The sequence below is a fragment of the Gemmatimonas sp. genome (genome assembly GCF_046594945.1).
Lineage (GTDB): Bacteria > Gemmatimonadota > Gemmatimonadetes > Gemmatimonadales > Gemmatimonadaceae > Gemmatimonas.
The window spans coordinates 23,004-41,923 of sequence record NZ_JBKJRB010000096.1 but is presented as its reverse complement, the minus strand read 5'-3'; the positions used below and the strand labels follow the sequence as shown (position 1 = coordinate 41,923).

Annotated in this window: 15 protein-coding genes; 14 read left to right on the top strand and 1 reads right to left on the bottom strand. The window is 64.8% G+C overall.

Features of this window, described 5'->3' with window-relative positions; translation table 11 throughout:
- On the bottom strand, nt 1–1,865 hold a 1,865-nt coding region (locus ACLL97_RS11595), incomplete at its 3' end, for a TIGR02266 family protein (RefSeq protein ID WP_411280631.1).
- Nucleotides 1,866–1,990: 125 nt separating this feature from the next.
- On the opposite strand from ACLL97_RS11595, the gene ACLL97_RS11590 reads away from it, so the two are divergent.
- From ACLL97_RS11590 to ACLL97_RS11525, 14 genes are all read left to right on the top strand, one after another.
- On the top strand, nt 1,991–3,532 hold the full coding sequence (locus ACLL97_RS11590; RefSeq protein ID WP_411280635.1) for an acetyl/propionyl/methylcrotonyl-CoA carboxylase subunit alpha: 1,542 nt from the start codon (nt 1,991–1,993) through the stop codon (nt 3,530–3,532).
- Entirely contained in the window at nt 3,529–3,900 is a 372-nt protein-coding gene (locus tag ACLL97_RS11585) for a hypothetical protein (RefSeq protein ID WP_411280630.1), read from the top strand. Before ACLL97_RS11590 ends, ACLL97_RS11585 begins: the two co-directional genes overlap by 4 nt.
- Nucleotides 3,901–4,038: 138 nt before the next feature.
- Complete coding sequence (locus ACLL97_RS11580) at nt 4,039–5,691, top strand: CTP synthase (RefSeq protein ID WP_411280629.1); 1,653 nt, start codon at nt 4,039–4,041, stop codon at nt 5,689–5,691.
- 29 nt (nt 5,692–5,720) lie between these two features.
- Complete coding sequence (gene kdsA / locus ACLL97_RS11575) at nt 5,721–6,545, top strand: 3-deoxy-8-phosphooctulonate synthase (protein ID WP_411280628.1); 825 nt, start codon at nt 5,721–5,723, stop codon at nt 6,543–6,545.
- Between the two features lie 44 nt (nt 6,546–6,589).
- Nucleotides 6,590–7,219, top strand: a complete 630-nt coding sequence (locus tag ACLL97_RS11570) for a KdsC family phosphatase (RefSeq protein WP_411280627.1) — start codon at nt 6,590–6,592, stop codon at nt 7,217–7,219.
- Complete coding sequence (locus ACLL97_RS11565; RefSeq protein WP_411280626.1) at nt 7,216–8,178, top strand: SIS domain-containing protein; 963 nt, start codon at nt 7,216–7,218, stop codon at nt 8,176–8,178. The genes ACLL97_RS11570 and ACLL97_RS11565 overlap by 4 nt, the downstream gene beginning before the upstream one ends.
- A 23-nt stretch (nt 8,179–8,201) precedes the next feature.
- The gene (lptC, locus tag ACLL97_RS11560) at nt 8,202–8,741 is read left to right on the top strand and encodes an LPS export ABC transporter periplasmic protein LptC (RefSeq protein ID WP_411280625.1); all 540 of its coding nucleotides are present in this window, start codon (nt 8,202–8,204) and stop codon (nt 8,739–8,741) included.
- A gap of 3 nt (nt 8,742–8,744) precedes the next feature.
- Nucleotides 8,745–10,457, top strand: coding sequence for a hypothetical protein (locus ACLL97_RS11555; protein ID WP_411280624.1), 1,713 nt, complete (start codon nt 8,745–8,747; stop codon nt 10,455–10,457).
- Nucleotides 10,458–10,876: 419 nt separating this feature from the next.
- Entirely contained in the window at nt 10,877–11,662 is a 786-nt protein-coding gene (gene lptB, locus ACLL97_RS11550; protein ID WP_411280634.1) for an LPS export ABC transporter ATP-binding protein, read from the top strand.
- Nucleotides 11,659–13,146, top strand: coding sequence for an RNA polymerase factor sigma-54 (gene rpoN, locus ACLL97_RS11545; RefSeq protein ID WP_411280623.1), 1,488 nt, complete (start codon nt 11,659–11,661; stop codon nt 13,144–13,146). Before lptB ends, rpoN begins: the two co-directional genes overlap by 4 nt.
- A 39-nt stretch (nt 13,147–13,185) precedes the next feature.
- Complete coding sequence (locus ACLL97_RS11540; RefSeq protein WP_411280622.1) at nt 13,186–14,229, top strand: glycosyltransferase family 2 protein; 1,044 nt, start codon at nt 13,186–13,188, stop codon at nt 14,227–14,229.
- Nucleotides 14,230–14,255: 26 nt separating this feature from the next.
- Nucleotides 14,256–15,461 carry a glycosyltransferase gene (locus ACLL97_RS11535; protein WP_411280621.1) on the top strand — a complete coding sequence of 402 codons (1,206 nt, stop codon included), beginning with the start codon at nt 14,256–14,258 and terminating at the stop codon, nt 15,459–15,461.
- Nucleotides 15,458–16,432 carry a lysylphosphatidylglycerol synthase domain-containing protein gene (locus ACLL97_RS11530; protein ID WP_411280620.1) on the top strand — a complete coding sequence of 325 codons (975 nt, stop codon included), beginning with the start codon at nt 15,458–15,460 and terminating at the stop codon, nt 16,430–16,432. Before ACLL97_RS11535 ends, ACLL97_RS11530 begins: the two co-directional genes overlap by 4 nt.
- Nucleotides 16,433–16,480: 48 nt before the next feature.
- The gene (locus tag ACLL97_RS11525) at nt 16,481–18,919 is read left to right on the top strand and encodes a hypothetical protein (RefSeq protein ID WP_411280619.1); all 2,439 of its coding nucleotides are present in this window, start codon (nt 16,481–16,483) and stop codon (nt 18,917–18,919) included.
- Nucleotide 18,920 lies beyond the last annotated feature (1 nt).

Sequence of the window (18,920 nt, the reverse complement as noted above, 5' to 3'; positions counted from 1 at the left end):
GTCGTGGTCCCGGCGCTGCCGGTCGTGGTCCCGTTGGAACCGTTCTTCGGCGTCGTGTTGTTCGTCGAGTTGTTCGTCGGGTTCTGGACGACCGCCTGCACCGCGAGCTTCTCGTCGAGCTTCGCGATCATCTGCGCTGCGTCCTCGGTGTACTTGCCGAGATCGATCACGCGCTCGATCGCGCGGAAGCCGCTCTTGCGGATCTGGACGCGCACGCTCTTCTTCGCGGCCTGCGCCTTCGTCAGCTCGACATCGAACGGCGTCGAGTGACCGGTGGTGCCACCATCGATGAAGATCAGCGCGCCCGGCGGCTGGCTGTTGACCGAGATGACGCGCGGCTTGCCGATCAGCTTGGCCGTCGCCTTGTCGCCGCCCTTGACGTCCATCTCGAGCATCATGAAGCCCGGGGCCTGGACGCGCGCGCGGTACGGCTTGCCCTTCTCGAGCTTCGCCTTGAGCGGCGATGCGCCGGTCTGATCGGTGCCGAGCACCTCGACCGTTGCCTTGTCGGCGCCGGCCGCGGAGATCAGGGTCTCGACCATCTCGACTGCCGGCGCGACGGCCGAACCAGCGGAGCCATTGGAGCCCGTCATCGCGACGGCGCTGCCCCCGCTGCCGTTGTTCGAGCCGATCGAGTCGCTGCCCGCCGAACCGGCCGAGCCGGTATCGGGGTTGGTCGCCATCGCCGAGCCGACCGAGCCCGCCGAGCCTGCAGAGCCCGGGGATCCCGATCCCGGATCGGGCTGGACGACCTTGGTCTCGTCGGCCTTCGGACGGATCACGAAGAACCAGACGGCCGCGGCGCCCGCGGCGACGAAGAACAGGAGGACCAGCAGCACGCCGACATTGGACTTCGAACGCGGCTCCGTGGGCCGGGTCTCCGCGGCGACCGCACGCATGCCGGTTGGCTTGGTGACGGCATCCTTGGCGACTGGACGTGCCGGCGCCGGAGAGGTGACCGGCGGCGACGTCTGAGACGAGGGACGCAGCGGGACGCGCGCGCCCTCGGCACCGAGCTTGGCCTTCGCGGCATCCGCGGCGACCGCCTCGGGCATCCGGCCCTCGGGCGGGCTCGGCAGGCCAGGGGCCGAATCACGGTCCACGACGACCGCTGGCTTTGCATCGCCGGCGACCGGCGCGGTCTCGGCGCGCGGCGGATCGGCAACCGTCGCGTCTGCGCGCGGGCGGCGATCGGCCAGCTCGTCGCGCAGCGTGGTGGTCGAGGTCGCGTCGGCGGTCTGCGCGATCAGCTCGTCGAGTGCGCGGACCTTGGTCGCCTCCTCGAACGCCTCCTCCGGAAACTCGTCGGCGTCGGAGTGGAACGGCATCGGCCGCGGCAGTGGCGTGCCGTCCCCGGTGGTCTCGCCGAACGAATCGGGACGCTTGCGCTTGGGCAGTCCGGTCGGGTTCGCCTCCTTCCCGAGCAGCGCTTCCTGCACGGGAGCCGGCGCCACGCGCGTCGGCGTATCGGTGAACATCGGCGGCTTGCTCGATTCAGTCGCGGGACGCTGCGGTGCCTGCTTCGCCTTCTCGGCGAGGATCCGCTCGAGGACGCCCTGGCTACCTTCGGCGAGGCGGTCGAACCGCACGCCCATGCCTGGCGCGATCGCCGGGCGGCTCGGGTCGTTCTCTCTCGTCCACACGACGGTGCCTTCGCCCGCGATCAGCGGTGACGCGTCGCGCAGCTGGAACTCGAACCGCATCTGCGTGCCGACGGCGAGTGGCTCCTTGGTCCGGATGAAGATGCCACCCTGGCTCACGTCCACGGCGTAACGCTCGATGAACTGTTCGAGCGTCTCGCTCTTGAACTTGATCTTGAGCGTGACCGGCGTTCGCTTTCCCTGTCGCGTATTTGGATCGGCCAAGCAGGTTCTCCCGAACCGGTGTGCCCCCCTCATCGCTGGGGCGCAAGACACCGATTTGGCTCGATTCTATGGCGCGGCCGTGCGCAATGCAACGCGGCCCTGGGTTTGTGTATGTTGTGCGACAGATGCCTTCAGCTATCCGCCCCATCCGCCGCGTCCTGGTCGCCAACCGGGGCGAGATCGCTGTCCGTGTCATGCGTACGTGTCAGGAGCGCGGCGTCTCCACGGTGGCGGTCTACAGCGACGTAGATCGCCTCGCACCGCACGTGCTGATGGCCGATGCCGCCGTGGGCCTCGGGCCCGCCGCGGCCGCCCAGAGCTACCTCGTGATCGAGAAGATCCTCGACGCGTGCAAGCAGTCGGGAGCCGATGCCGTGCACCCCGGCTACGGATTCCTGTCGGAGAACGAGGATTTCGCCGATGCCTGTGCCGCGGCGGGGATCACGTTCATCGGGCCGTCCGCCGACGCGATGCGCAAGATGGGGAGCAAGACCGAGGCGCGCAAGACGGTGACCGCGGCCGGCACGCCGGTGGTCCCCGGCGACAACGGACCGACCGGCGATGGGTTCCCGAACGCGGAGCTCGCGCTGGCGTCCGCACGCAAGATCGGCTTTCCGGTCCTGACCAAGGCGGCCGCCGGTGGCGGCGGCAAGGGCATGCGCTTGGTCGCGACCGAAGCCGAGCTGCCGGCCGCGTTCGACGGCGCCGTGCGCGAGGCGACGAGCTCGTTCGGGGATGGCACCGTGTATCTCGAGAAGGCAATCCAGCAGCCGCGCCACATCGAGATCCAGGTGTTCGGTGACACGCTCGGCAACCTCGTCCACCTCGGCGAGCGTGATTGCTCGATCCAGCGGCGCCATCAGAAGGTGATCGAGGAGGCGCCGTCCCCGGTGGTCTCTGCCGACCTCCGCGCGAAGATGGGCGCGGCCGCGGTTGCCGCGGCGAAGGCGGTCAACTACGTCGGCGCCGGCACCTGCGAGTTCTTGCTCGGCGCTGATGGCGGCTTCTACTTCCTCGAGATGAACACACGGCTCCAGGTCGAGCACCCGGTGACCGAGATGATCTACGGCGTCGACCTCGTCGCGTGGCAGCTCGATGTCGCCGAGGGCCGTCCGTTGCCGATGACGCAAGCGGAGCTCGACGCGCGCCGCCGCGGTCACGCCGTCGAGTGCCGGATCTACGCCGAGGATCCCGTGAAGTTCTTGCCCTCACCCGGCCGGATCACGCACATGCGGGTGCCCGATGGTCCGTACATCCGCAACGACAGCGGCTGCTACGAGGGCTCCGAGATTCCGGTCCACTACGATCCGATGATCTCGAAGCTCGTGGTGTGGGGGGAGGATCGCAAGACCGCGGTCGCGCGCATGCGCCGCGCACTCGACGAGTACGTCGTGCGAGGCATCGAGACCAACCTCGCGTTCCACCGCCGCTGCTTCCGGCACGACGCGTTCGTCGCCGGGGAGTACGACACCGGCTTCATCGGCCGCAATGCAAAGCAGCTCGCGCCGCGCGCGGACGAGGCGGAGCTGATCGCTGCGATCGTCGCGGTCGCGCTCGACAGTGGCCAGAACCTGCACGCCGCCGGCAAGCCGAACGGCACCAGCGCGGGCGTCCCGGTTGCCGCCGCCTCGACCGAGATCTCGGGCTGGCGCCGGCAGCTGTCGTGAAGGCGGCCCTCGCGCTGCTGCTGATCGCCGCGTGCACTGGCGATCCGGTGGGCGAGGACACCGGATCGACGTGCCCGCCGAGCGACCCGCCGACCTACGCGAGCTTCGGACAGCCGTTCATGCAGACCTACTGCCTGGCGTGTCACTCGCAGAGCAAGCTCGGCGATGACCGCAACGGGGCTCCGGTGACGATCGACTTCGACACGCGGAGCCTGATCCGCGAGAACACGAGCCGGATCGACAAGCAGGCCGCGTTTGGACCGACGTCAAAGAACCGGTTGATGCCCGACGATGATCACCAACCGCAGCCGAGCGACGCGGAGCGCGTGCGGCTCGGCGAGTACATCGCGTGCGAGATCGGGCGCTGATCTCGCTGCGGGGATCTACGAACATACTCCCCTGGCCAGATTGTTCAACGGTCAATCGACGGCAGCGATCACCATGGGTTAGTCGACTTCGTTACCGCATTGCGTGTTCTCACTGCACTCGGTAGAACGCACGGATCCATGGCGCAGCAGACCAAGTTCGTATTCGTCACCGGCGGTGTGGTGTCGTCGCTCGGCAAGGGGATGGTGTCCGCCTCGATCGGTGCGCTGATGGAGAACCGCGGCCTGAAGGTCGCGAACATGAAGCTCGATCCGTACATCAACGTGGATCCGGGCACGATGAACCCCACGCAGCATGGCGAGGTGTTCGTCACCGATGACGGTGCGGAGACCGATCTCGATCTCGGCCATTACGAGCGGTTCGTCTCGACCAAGATGTCCCGGCTCAACAACATCACGACGGGGCAGGTCTACTCGGCGGTGATCGGCAAGGAGCGCCGCGGGGAGTATCTCGGCTCGACCGTTCAGGTGATTCCGCACATCACCGACGAGATCAAGGGCGCCGTGAAGCGAATCGCGCCGGGCAACGATGTCGTGCTCGTGGAAGTTGGCGGTACGGTCGGCGATATCGAATCGTTGCCGTTTCTCGAAGCGATTCGCCAGTTCCGTCGCGAGGTGGGTAAGGAAAATGCACTGTTCGTGCACCTCACTCTCGTGCCGTATATCGCGGCTGCCGGCGAAGTGAAGACGAAGCCGACGCAGCATTCCGTGCGCGAACTGATGGAGATCGGTATCCAGCCCGACTTCCTGATCTGCCGAAGTGAGAAGCCGTTGCAGGACGACGTGAAACGTAAGATCGCGCTGTTCTGCAACGTCGATTTCGGCGCCGTCATCGAGAGCCCCGACGTGCCCACGATCTACGAGATCCCGTTGTCGTTCGAGCAGCAGGGCTTCGCCGAGCGCGTGATGGAGCGTCTGCGCCTCACGGCCCCCACGCCCGATCTCTCGAACTGGCGCACGATGGTGCAGCACATCACGAATCCGCATACGCGCGTGAAGATTTGTGTCGTCGGCAAGTACACCGATTACATCGACAGCTACAAAAGCGTGCACGAAGCGCTCATTCACGGTGGTATCGCGAATGATGTCGGTGTCGACCTGGCGTGGACCTCCAGTGACCTCTTCACGTCGGCGGAACGGGCGCGGGAAATTCTCTCGAACTATCACGGATTGCTGGTGCCCGGCGGATTCGGGGTGCGCGGCGTGGAAGGCATGGTCGAGGCGATTCGCGCGGCGCGTGAATTGTCGATTCCGTTCTTCGGGATCTGTCTTGGCATGCAAGTCGCCATTATCGAGTTCGCGCGGAACGTGCTGGGTCTCGACAATAGTCACTCCAGCGAGTTCGCCCCGGAGTGCCGAGATCCCGTCATCTCGCTGATGGATTCGCAGCGCGATGTGACCGACATGGGTGGCACCATGCGCTTGGGTGCCTATCCGTGCCGCCTGCAGCGTGGCTCGAAGGCCGCCGAAGTGTACGGACAGCCCGAAGTCAGCGAGCGGCATCGTCATCGGTACGAGGTGTCGAACCGGTACCGCGACTCGTTGATTGAGCACGGCATGCGCCTCAGTGGCCTTTCGCCCGACGACTCACTGGTGGAGATGGTGGAACTGCCGGCGCATCCATACTTCATCGGTTGCCAGTTCCATCCGGAACTGCAGTCGCGCCCGCTGCGCCCGCATCCGTTGTTCGCCGGCTTTGTGGCGGCGGCGGAGCGCTATCACCATGCGCAGCAGCACGCCGCGCCGCCGTCATTGGCGCACGTGAATCAGTGATCGACTCTCTGATCGACTCTCTCGCACCCATGACCACGTCGCCTTTTCCCGCAAATCGACTCTTCCTCATTGCCGGCCCATGCCAGCTCGAGGACGACACGCTCAATCTGCGCGTCGGTGAGGCGCTCGCCCGATTGGCCGAGCATGTGCCCGGCGGCATTATCTTCAAGGGCAGCTTCGACAAGGCAAACCGCTCCAACGTCGATGGTGTGCGGGGCCTGGGTCTGGACGCCGGGCTCGCCGCGCTCGCGCGCGTGCGCGCCGCAACGGGACTGCCGATTCTCACCGACGTGCACGAGGCGTCACAGTGCGCGATCGCGGCGGACGTCGTGGACGTGTTGCAGATCCCGGCCTTCCTGTGCCGCCAGACCGACCTCCTGTTGGCGGCCGGCGCGACCGGCAAGGCCGTAAATGTGAAGAAGGGCCAGTGGATGCACCCGGAGGGCATGCGCGGCGCGGTACGCAAGGTCGAAGCAGGGGCCGCACTGGCCGCAGTCGAGGCCGGGGCGCTGGCCGTCACGGAGCGCGGCACCTTTTTCGGGTACGGCGATCTCGTGGTGGACATGCGCAGTTTCGCGCGCCTGCGTGAATCGTGCGAGGTCCCCGTCATCTTCGACGCGACCCACAGCGTGCAGCGTCCGGGACAGGGCGTTGCCGGCTCCAGCGGGGGCGCCCGCGAGTTCATCCCGCCGCTCACGCTCGCCGCGATCGCGGCCGGCGCGCAGGGGCTCTTCATCGAAACGCATCCCGCTCCGGATCATGCGCCAAGCGACGGACCGAATATGCTGCGACTCGATCAGATGGGGGATCTCATGGCACGTGCGGTCGATATTTGGGATCGCGTGCGCTCGTGATGACGGCGGACGCGACGGGCGCAACGGACGCCCTTCCACCGCTCGTGGTCCACGCGCCACGCATCGAGCGGACGTTGGCTCGCCGCATCCGCGTCGTGGGCCTCGATGTCGACGGCGTCCTGACCGACGGTGGGATCTATCTCGGTTCGGCCAAGACCGGCGAGGGCGATGTCCCGTTCGAGCTGAAACGTTACGACATTCAGGACGGTCTTGGTATTCATCTGCTCCGTGAGTGCGGTCTCAAAGTGGTCATCATCACCGGTCGTGTGTCGGAGAGCGTGGCGCAGCGCGCACGGGAACTTTGTGTCGATGCCCTGGTGCAGGATCCTGACGCGCGCAAACTCTCGGCGCTCACGACGATCGCCAACGACTGCGGCTGCACGCTCGATGACGTCGCGTTCGTCGGTGATGATCTGCCCGATCTCTCGGTGCTCCGCCGCGTTGGACTTCCGGTGGCCGTCGGGAACGCCGTGGCCGAAGTGCGTCGCACGGCGCAGTTACAGCTGCGTGCACATGGCGGGCACGGCGCGGTGCGCGAGTTCGCCGAAGCGCTGCTGGTTGCGCGCGGCGAGTGGACCGACGCCGTGGAGCGCTACGTCGCGAGTCGCAGCGTGGCCGCAACGACGGAACGCGTGACTGCACATGAGACCGCGCGTGAGGACGCGCACGCATGAGTGCCGAACTGATCATCGAGCGAGGGCGACGCGTGCTGCAACTCGAGGCGGCCGCGCTGGCCGATGTCGAACGCACACTGGGCGACGATTTCGTGCGCGCCGTGCAGTTGCTGGCCGCCTGCCGCGGCCGTGTCATCATTGCCGGCGTCGGAAAGTCGGGACTGGTCGGCCGCAAGATGGCCGCGACCTTCACGTCGACCGGCACGCCGGCGATGTTCTTGCACCCGGTGGAGGGTGTGCACGGTGACCTCGGCATCGTGGGTGCCGAGGACGTGGCCATTCTCATTTCGAAGAGTGGTGAAAGTCAGGAATTGCTCGGACTCATCGACGCCCTGTCGCGGCTGGGCGTACACCTGATCGCGATGACCGCCGACCGGTCGTCGCGCTTGTCACGGCACGCCGACGTCACCATTGATCTCGGCGTGCGCGACGAAGCGTGTCCGCATGATCTCGCGCCGACGACCAGCACCACCGTCACGATGTCGCTGGGCGACGCGTTGGCGGTCGCGCTGATGGAGGAGAAGGGATTCCGCGCCGAGGATTTCGCCCGGTTTCATCCCGGAGGATCGCTTGGCCGCCGGTTATTGACGCGTGTCAGCGACGTCATGCTGACGTCGGATCTGCCCGTCCTCGATCGGGCCGCGACGATGCGCGAGGCCATCGTGCTACTCGCCGAACGGCGTGGCATCGCGGTGGTCGTGGAACATGGGAGCGTGTCGGGGGTCGTCACCGCAGGCGACTTGACGCGTTTGCTGGAGCGCCACACGGACGTGTTGTCCGTTCCCGTGGTGTCGGTGATGACCACCACGCCTCGGATGGCGCATGATCATGAACTGGGGAGTGCTGTTGTGCACCGTATGGAAACGCATGGCATCATGGCGATGCCGGTGCTGAATGCGCAGGAGCAACTCGTCGGAATCGTGCATTTGCACGACTTGATGCGCGCAGGCGCGGCATGAGCGGGCGCTCAGTATCCGCGCTCTTGCTCGCAGCGCTTGTTCTTACCGCCGCCGCGTGTTCGAAGGCCAAGGGCAAGACGCAAGTCAAATCCAAGGCCACGAAGACAGTGATCCCCGACTCTGCCGATCAAATCATCTTCGGCGGTCGCATTTTTTTGACCGATCAGGGCGTCTCGAAGGGCGTGTTGTTGGCGGACACCGTATTGACCTACGACGAGGGCACCCGGATGGAGTTGCGCCGGGTCAACGTCACGTTTTACACGTCGGTGGGTATGAAAGATGGGGTGCTGACGGCCAAGGCCGGTACCTACAATTCGCGACTGTCTCGTCTCGACGCGCGCGGCGACGTGGTCGTCGTTCGCGATGATGGAAAACGACTCTCATCGCCGCAGCTCGTATATGACCAAGTGCGAAACCAGATTTTCACGGACAGCGCCTTCGTGCTCAATGAGCCGTCCCGTACGTTCACCGGGTTGGGGTTCGAGTCTGATCCTCAGCTCACGAAGTTCCGGTGTCTGCGCAACTGCAAGGGCCTCGCGCCCGTCAAGATTCCGACCAAGTAGCACGTGACTCCTCGACGCTTGCGAATTCGCGCCTGTACGGTGCTCGGTACCGTCGCGCTGCTGGCGATAGTTGCCGGGTGCCGAGGCGCGCGCCGTGGGGCGACATCGGTCGCGCCCGCCACGGCGATAGCGGTCTCCGACAGTGCGCGTCGTGCCGGTGCGCGGGCCGATTCGGTGCGGGCCGATTCGGTGCGGGCCGACTCGGTGCAGGCGGAGTCGTTGGTGGTCGCGGCGACGGCAGCGAGAAAGGATAGTGTGGCGGCGCGCGATAGCGTGACGCGCGCCGCTGCCCAGCGCGACAGTCTCGCGGCCGTGGCCAAGCGACCGGCCAAGAAGGCGACGTCGTCGGCCACCAGTCGGAACTGCGTGCTCGACTTTGCCGACAGCCCGCCGGAGACTCGGCTGTTATACACGCGGCTCCCTGATAGCACGGCCAACACCTTTATCGGTGGGGGGTTCGTCGGCCGGTGTCAGGGTGAGAACAACCGAATCAGCGCGGACAGCGCGGAGCAGTTCGAGTCGGCTGGCATTGTCAATATGTACGGCAACGTCGTGTACGAAGAGCCGAACAAGTTGCGCGTGACCGCGGCGCACGCCACGTACTTCACGCGTGAAGGCCGCCTGTTCGCCGACGGCGGCGTGGTGGCCACGCAACTTGCAACGGGCAGCACCTTTAGCGGACCCAATATCGAGTATTACCGGGTCATGCCGGGGCGCCCGGTGGCGAGGCTAGTGGCACCAAACCGGCCGACGGCTCAACTCATCGAGAAGGACAGCACCGGAAAGCCGAGCCAGCCGACGATCGTGACCGCTGACCGTTTTGAAGACGTCGGCGACACCCTGGTGCTGGGATGGGGCGATGTGATTATCACGCGCGAGAAGATCATCGGGCGTTCTGATTCGCTGGCGTACAACAAGACGACCCAGTTGGCGCGGCTCGTGCGCGCCGCGCGTATCCGCAGCATGGATACGTCGCAGGCATTCACGTTGAATGGCGATACGATCGACCTGTTCACCACCGACAAGAAGCTCGACCGCGTGTTCGCACTGCACAGCGCGACGGCAACAAACAAGGATCTCGTCATCAACGCAGAACGCATCGATCTGCGGCTCAAGGAGCAGAAGATCGACGAAGCGTTCGCGTTCGGCAAAGGCCGCGCGCGCGCGCGCACGCCCCAGCAGGACGTGGAAGCGGACTCGATGCGCATCGTGCTCACCGACCAACGTCCGCGCGAGGTCCGCGCGATCGGAGGCGCCGTGGCGATGGGGGTGCCGGACACGCTCAAGATCAAGTCGAGCGACCGCGATATGCTGCGCGGCGATAGTCTCTTTGCCTATTTCGATACCACACAGGCCCCGGCCGACACGAGCAAGCAGACACGTATCAAGCAAATCCATGCGTTCGGCAATGCCAGCTCGCTTTTCCAGATTGCCTCCAAGAAAGGGCCGACCGCGCCTCCGGCGCTCAATTACGTGCGAGGCCAGCGCATCTTCGTGCAGTTCGATACGGGCTCCGTGCGGGATGTTCGAGTAGATTCCGCAGCATCGGGACTGTATCTCGAACCGACGCCGGATAGTCTAGCAGACACGACCGCGAAGACATCGGTGGCCAAGAAGCCCCCGCTCGCTCCAACGGCGCCTCGACCAGAGTCGCCGGCTTCCACGTTCTTCCCGCTTCCCGCCGCCGCCGTCACCATCTCTCGCCGCCCGTCATGACCGATTCCGCATCGCCCACGCCGACTTCGCTTGAGGAGACCATCGCGTTGGTCGATCGCGTCGTGCACGGCGATCGGTCGATGGCGTTGGCGCTCGGGGCGGTGATCGAGGCGGCGGATGCGCATGGGTCGGCGGCATTGCATGCTATCGCCGGTCGCTACATCGAACAGCACGCCGACGGCACGCGCCTGCCCATGGACGAGGTGCGTGCCCATCTCGCGACGGAGATTCTGCCACGTCTTGCCGCGGGAAAGGTGCTCGAGATTCCGGCGCACGGCCTCTCGTCGCCCGAATCCACGGTGCAGGTCTTGCCGTCGCTTTGGACGGCGCTACGGGCGCATCGGGTCGATCTGGCCCGTCAACTCAAGGCCACCGGCGAATTCCCCCGCGTCGGCCGCGCCGCCACGCCGACCACGGACCTGCCCGTCACCGGCGATTCGGTCCTTAGTGCTGACGGACTGGTAAAAGCGTACCGTGGTCGTCGCGTGGTGAATGATGTGGCGCTGCGCGTAGCGCAGGGGGAGATCGTTGGACTGCTCGGGCCGAACGGCGCCGGCAAGACCACAACGTTCTATATGCTCGTCGGTCTCATCGAGCCGCAGTCGGGGCGCATCAAGCTCGACGGCCAGGACATCACGAGCATGCCGATGTACCAGCGGGCGCGTCACGGCATCGGGTATCTCTCACAAGAACCGTCGATCTTCCGAAAGCTCACCGTTGAACAGAACATTCTGGCCATTCTGGAAACGCTTCCGCTCTCCTCGGCGGAGCGAACGAATCGCCTGGAGACGCTGCTCGATGAACTCAGTATCAAGCACCTGCGCAGCAGCCGCGCCTTTCAACTCTCCGGCGGTGAGCGCCGTCGGTTGGAGATCACCCGCGCGCTGGTGACGCAGCCGAAGTTTATGATGCTCGATGAGCCCTTTGCCGGTGTCGACCCGATCGCGGTGCACGACATCCAGACCATCGTGGCTGGACTGCGCCACCGTGGTATCGGCGTACTCATCAGTGACCACAATGTTGAGCAGACGCTGGACATTGTGGACCGGGCGTACATCATGTTCGATGGGCAGGTGAAAGTCTCCGGCACGGTTCGCGAACTGGTGTTCGACGATACGGTCGCGGAGATCTATCTAGGGCCGACGCTGACTGCGCGACTCCGCGCGCGCTTCGCTGAAGCGGATGAAGAGGTGGTGACGTCATGAGGCCAGGTCTCCAGCAGAGTACCGGACTCCGACAGGAGCTCAAGGTAAATCCGCGCCTATATCAGGCGATGGATTTGTTGTACATGCCCTTGCTCGACCTTCAGCAGCACCTCAAGCAGGAGCTGTTGACGAATCCGTTTCTCGATCTCGTTGAGCCCGAGGACGAAGACGACGAGTCGCCGGACGCTGACGAAGTGCCCGAGGCGCAGGATCTGGCCGAGCCGGATACGAACGTCGAGTCCGAGCCGGAGAAGACCGGCGACGATGAAGTTGACTGGGAAGCGGTGTTGCTGGATGGATTCGAGACCGGCGGTCAGCGCGAAGAACATGAGCAGCGCGAGTGGTACGAGCCGGTCACGGTCGATACCAAACATCTTTCCGACCATCTCACCGAGCAGCTCACGCTGATCGAGATGTCGGCGCGTGAAGCGATTTTGGCGGATGAATTCGTCGGCAACATTTCCGATGACGGCTACCTCGCCTGTCCGATCGAAGTGATCCAGCGTGGCGTGAATGAGTGGCTCGCGGCGGAGGCGGAAGAGCGCGACGCCGACGTCGCGCCCTTCAGCGACGCCGAGATGCAGGCAATGCTCGCCATCATTCAAGAGCTCGATCCGCCCGGTGTAGGGGCACGGGATCTCCGTGAATGTCTGCTGCTGCAGCTTCGCGCCGCCGGTCATCGTGATGCGATGGCGTACCGTCTCGTCGAGGAGTCGTTCGAAGAGCTCATCTCGCACCGGTGGAGCGAACTGTCGAAACGATTCGGGATCAGCGCGCAGGAAGTGCAGAGCGCGGCTGACGAAATCGCCAAGCTCGATCCCAAGCCCGGACTACGCTACAGCGCCGCTGGTGACAACTACATCATCCCTGACCTGGTCGTCGACAAGATCGGTCAGGCATATCATATCTTCTTGAACGACGGCAATCTGCCGCGGCTCAAATTGTCGCGCGCCTACCAGGAGATCGCGCGCGACAAGAAGAAGTTCGATACCGAGAGTAAGGACTTCATTGCCAGTAAGCTGAACTCGGCAAACTGGATGATTCAGGCGATCGAGCAGCGCCGTCAGACGATGTTGAAAGTCATGCACTACATTGTCGATCGGCAGCGGGACTTCTTCGAGCGTGGTGTTCAGGCGCTGCGTCCGCTTACGCTCCGTGAGGTCGCCGAGGCCGTGGGCATGCACGAATCGACCGTCAGTCGCGTGACCAACGAGAAGTTTGTGCAAACACCGCGCGGTGTGCTGCCGCTAAAGTTTTTCTTTTCGTCGGGACTCGCCACCAGCGACGGTGACGACGTCTCCGCGCGTGGTATCAAGGACCAGATTCAGAAGTTGGTGTCGGGGGAAGACAGCAAGAATCCGCTCACCGATCAGGCGATCGTCGAGATTCTGCAGCAAACCGGTGTGCAGATTGCGCGTCGTACGGTGGCCAAATACCGTGACCAGCTCGGCGTGCTTCCGGCCCGCATGCGCAAACGCGTCTGACCCCCGCGCTCGACTGATCGCGATCTCATCTCTCTCTGAATGGCCGTCTCCCTCCGTCCGCTTCGGCGTACTTCCCGTCTGGCGTCTACCGCTATCGTAGACGTCAGCGTGCTCGTTCCTGCCAAGGATGAGGCGGGGAACCTCGCGCTCTTCCTGGAACTGTGTGAGGCCACGTTTCGCGGCGAGTCGGCCCGCTATGAAGTGGTGGTGGTCGACGATGGTTCGACTGACGGAAGCTGGGCGCTCCTTCAGGAGCTCCGCGCGCAGTATGCGTTCCTGCGACCTGTGCGCCATCGCGCCCAGCGCGGGATCGCTGAAGCGCTGCGTACCGGCTACCTCCAGTCACACGGGCGCGTGCTCGTCTTCTATCCGGCTGACCTCCAATTCAAGCCGGAAGATATTCCGCGGCTGGTGAATCCGATCCTGGCCGGCGAATCGGATATGGTCACGGGATACAAGCAGGGGAAGTACGAGAAGGCCTTTGTGTCGGGCATTTACAACAAGCTCAGTCGCACGCTCTTCCACGTGCCGGTGCGCGATCTGAACAACGTGAAAGCGTATCGCCGAGAGATCATGGCGGCGCTGCCAATGCGCCCCGACTTCCATCGCTACATGATCGTCATGGCGGCCGCTCAGGGCTTTACGGTCACGGAGGTGCCGGTGCCGCTCTATGCGCGCCACTCCGGTAAATCGAAGTTCGGCTTGTCGCGCATTCCGATCGGCGTGCTCGACATGCTCGCGGTCTGGTTTGAGCTGAAGTTTGGTCAGAAGCCGTTGCTCGCCTTCGGCATGCTCGGCGTCGCGTTGTTCGCCGTCGGCGTGCTCTCCGGACTCGGAGCGCTCGGGTGGCTCGCGATTACCGGACAGGGGCAGCGTTGGGTCTGGACGGTCATTCAGACGTGCCTCATGCTTGGCTCGATCTTCTTCGCTACCGGATTGCTTGGCGAGCAGATCGCGCAGCAGCGCTCCGAAGTGCGCGAATTGCGACGCGAGCTCGATGATCTGGCAAGCGCGCAGCAGGACGAGGATGCCGACGACGTCACGCTCGCCGTGACACCCGGCGTCGATCGCGACCGCGGCTGACGGCCGGCGCTCCGGTGCCTCGCGCCGTGCGCGTACTTTTCGTCACCCACAACGTGCCGCGCTTCGATGGCGATGCGGCCGGCTCATTCGTGTTGCGACTTGCGGTCGCGCTGCAGTCGGCCGGTGCCACCGTCGACATCCTGGCACCAGCCGCCGCTGGCCTCGCGCACGAAGCAATGCTGGAAGGCGTTCGCATTCAGCGGGTGCGCTACGCCAGCGACTCGCGAATGACCCTCGCGTATGCCGGCAACATGGCGGAACAGGTGATGTCGTCGTGGGGCGGAAAACTGGCGCTACTGGGTATGCTGCGGGCGATGCGTCGCGCCGTTCGTTTGCAGATCGATGCCGCCGCTCGCGTCGGCACCCCGTACGACATCGTGCACGCACACTGGTGGTTCCCGTCGGCGCTCGCACTCTGGCGCGCACGTCGGGCGGGCGATCCACCTCTGGTGATCACTATGCACGGCTCCGACGTGCGCCTCGCGCAACGGACGGCCCTCGCGCACCCCGTGATGCGCGCCGTGCTCGGCGAGGCGGCTAGGTGTACGGCCGTCTCTGGATGGCTGGCCGAGGCCGCGCGCCGTATTGCACCCGACGTGTCGATCGCTGTTTCACCGATGCCGGTCGATGCGCGGTACTTCGCCCCTGCCGCCGAGCCGTCGGCCGTGCGGCGCGGGATCCTGTTTGTTGGGCGACTGAACGCGCAGAAGGGGCTTGCCGACTTGCTCGACGCGATGGTGTCGCCGGCCATGTGTGCCTATGACGCGGAGCGCGACGGAGCGCCGACCTCCCTCCACGTGGTCGGCGACGGGCCGGATGGCGATGCGTTGAAGATCCGCGCCACGGAACTCGGCCTCACCGACCGCGTGTGCTGGTACGGTGCACTCCCGCAGCCCGCACTGGTCCCCCTCTATCAAGGAGCGCGCGCACTGGCGATCCCGTCACGCGAAGAAGGGCTTGGCTTGGTTGCCGTGGAGGCACAGCTGTGCGGCACGCCGGTGGTGGCGTACGCGGACGGTGGCCTGATCGATGTCGTGCGCCCGGAGCATGGTGGTACGCTGGTCACGGTCGGGGATACGCGCGCTTTGGGCGAAGCGCTTGCCCGCCTACTCGCCAACGAGATCACCGCGCGAGAACTCGGGATGAGCGCGCGGCATGAGATGCTTGCGCGTTTTGCTCCCGACGCCGTGGCCGATCGATACCTCACGCACTATCGACAGGCGGTGCGATGACGAACGCCGCGATCTGGCGTGAGCGCGGCATGCGGTATCATCCCGCACTCAAGTTCCTGTTGCTGCTTTTCACGGGCGTGTTCATCGCGTGGGCCCTGCACGGCCAGTGGACCGAGATGCGGGCGTCGGCGCGGGAGCTGCACGTGGAGTGGCGCTGGATTGTCGCGGCGAGTGTGAGCGTGCTGGCGGTCTACGCAATGTTGATTCAAAGCTGGCGTCTGCTTTTGCGCGGGTGGGGCGGCGAACTTGCCTATCTGCCGGCGGTACGTATTTGGTCCATCGCGAATCTCGGTCGATGGATTCCGGGCAAGGTGTGGTCGGTCGGTGCCCTAAGTGTGTTGGCCGCGCGCGAGGGCGTCTCGGGTGCGGCGGCCGCCGGTGCCGCCGTGCTCGGAACACTGTTGAACATCGGTGCCGGGTTCGGCGTTGCCGTCATCACGGGTGCGGAAGGGCTGGACACGGTTTATCCCGGTTTCCGCACCGGTGCCGTGATTGCCACCGTCGTGTTCGTGGCCGGCGTGCTGGCGTTGCCTTTGATTCTGCCACGGGTACTTGGGTGGTTCGCCGAAAAGCGCGGCGTGTCGATGTCTGGCCGACAGCTTACCCCCGGGACGCTCTGGGGAGTGACCGCGATGCACGCCGCGTCCTGGCTGGGATACGGTGTTGCGTTTGCGTTGTTTTCTCGCGGCGTGACACCGCGCATCAGTAGCGATCCGACGCTGTTCATCGCAGTATTCACGGCTTCCTACCTCATCGGATACCTCGTCCTCTTCTCTCCCGGTGGACTCGGATTCCGCGAGGCGGCGCTGACCGTTTTCCTCGTAGGCGTCGGTGCTGCAGGGCAGGGGGACGCCGTAATCCTCGGCGTCACATCTCGCGTTTGGCTGACCCTGCTCGAGGTGCTGCCGGGACTCGTCAGCCTGCTCGTCCTCCCCGCCGCGCAGCGGGCGGCGCTGCAGCGCGCGACATGAGTGGTTCCGCTTGGAACGTGCTCAGTGCTCACCCTTCCCGTCTTCTCGATGGCTCGCTCTGACGCGATGAATGCGCCGCCCCCGTCACCTCGCTTTCCTCTAGCCTGGGGGACACTCGTCTGTTTTCTCGCGACAATGCTGCTGGCATGGCCGGCGCTCGGTGGTGCGTTTCTCGTCAACCCGAACTCGGATCAGTATATCGCCGGGTATTCGTTCCGCGAGTTCGCCGCACGCGCGCTCCGTGACGGACAAGGATTCCCGCAATGGAATCCGTTCCAGTTCGGTGGCATGCCGTACGTCGCGGCCATGCACGGCGATATCTTCTACCCCACGTTCCTACTGCGCTGGTTGCTTCCCACCGACATCGCGATGACGTGGGGTTTCGTGCTGCACACGTTCCTCGCCGGCGTCTTCACGGTCGGCTTCCTGCGCGCGGCTGGCGTTCGGTTCCAGAGTGCCACTATCGGCGGTGTCTCCTATTTGCTCAGCGGGGCGGTCGCGTCCTACGCGTCGCCGGGACACGACGGCAAGTTGTTCGTCAGTGCACTGCTGCCGGCCGCCCTCTGGGCACTGGTGCGCGGCATGCGCGATGGACGCCGTGGTGCCTGGGGGCTGCTGGCGCTGATCGTCGGACTGGCCATGTTGTCGCCGCATCCACAACTCCTGCAGTATATGCTGCTCACGTGCGGTGCGTACGCCCTGTTCCTCGCCCGTCGACCGTGGAGTCTGGCCTCGGCGCCTTCAACGTCGACCCGCGACGCGACCCCGTCCCGCCGAGTCCCCCGACTGGCATTGGCATTCGGTGCCGTCGCGCTCGGCGCAGTGATGGGGGCTATTCAGTATCTCCCCGTTCAGGAATATGTGCCCTGGTCTCCGCGCGCCGGTGGCAAGGGATACGACTACGCCACCAGCTTTTCGTTTCCGCTCGAGGAGACCATCAACATGTATCTTCCCCAGTTCTCGGGAATCCTGGAGCGCTATTGGGGCCGTAACCGCATCCACTTTCATAGCGAGTATATCGGTGCCACTGTGCTGGTCCTGGCGCTTTTCGCATTCGGCGGCGGACTCGTGAACCGACATCGCTCACATGCTTGGTTCTGGCTCGGCGCGCTGATGGTCTCGCTGCTCTGGGCGTGGGGCGGCCACACCCCGTTCTATCAGCTGGTCTACGCGGTCGTCCCCGGCTCCAAGTTTTTCCGGGCGCCCAGCACGATTCTCTATGTGAGTGCCTTCTCCTGCGCCGTGCTCGCCGCGTTTGGAGCCGAACGGGTGCTGGCGGGGAAGGGGACCATCCGGTACGTGATCGGCTGGGGTAGCTTTGCGCTGCTCGTCGGTATCCTTGCGACTTCGGGAACGCTCACCAACCTCGCGATGTCAATCCACGGCGATGCGCGCGGCGATCTCATCGAAGCCAACGCGCGGCACGTGGTGGCCGGCGCATGGCGAGCGGCCGTCGCCGTCCTGGCGCTGCTCGGGCTCATGATCGCCGTCGCTCGCGGGGCGCTGAAAGCGCCACTGGCGGGGTGGCTTCTCGCGGCCGTGGTAGCACTCGACCTGTGGAGTGTGGAGCGAGACTACTGGATCTTTTCGGCCCGCGCCGATTTGCTCTATGCTGAAGACGATATCATTCGATTCCTCAAGTCGCAGCCGGAACCGGCCCGTGTCATCGCCATTCCCCTCGGCGACAACATGGCGCCCCACGACCCCTTCGTGCTCGGCGACGCTCTCATGCACCACGGCATACGCGGCGTGCTTGGTTACCACGGAAACGAACTCGGCCGCTACCAAGAGCTCTACGGCAAGAGCGAGGGTTTTGAGTCGATAGCCAACCCCAACTTCTGGGCGCTCACCAACGCGCGTTTCTTCTACACAAACACGCCCGGCTTACCATTTCAGGGCGCAAAGCTGGCCGCGGGTCCGGTAAGAAACGCGGCCGGCACCATGACGTATTTGTACGAGTTACCCGGTGATCACCCAGCGGCGTGGGTTGCGCCGCTGATCGTGAAGCTCGACGACCAGACGACCAAAGCGACCGTGCTCAACCCGTTGTTCGACCTGAAGCGCGTCGCGATCTTTGATACGGCATCGACCATTCAGTCAAGACCGGTGAACTCTCCGCTGCCCGAGCCTGTAGCCTTCGGCGTCGCGGTTACGAAGTATGAGGCCGGGGCGATCGACCTTACCCTCGAAGGACCGGCACCGGCGGGTAGCGCGTTGATCGTGTCTGAAAATTTCTATCCAGGTTGGAGCGCGACGGTGGATGGCAAACCGGCCACGATAGCGCGTGCGGATTTTACACTTATCGGCGTTGAGCTGCCCATGGGCGCGAAGTCCGTACAGCTCCGCTTCGACAGCGCACCATATCACACGGGGAAGTTGTTGACTTTGCTGGCACTTGGCTTGGCACTGCTCTGGTGGATCATCGGATTCGCCCTTGACCGAAAGGCCGGTACGACGGCCGACGTTTTTTTGGCCGAAGGAGGATGAC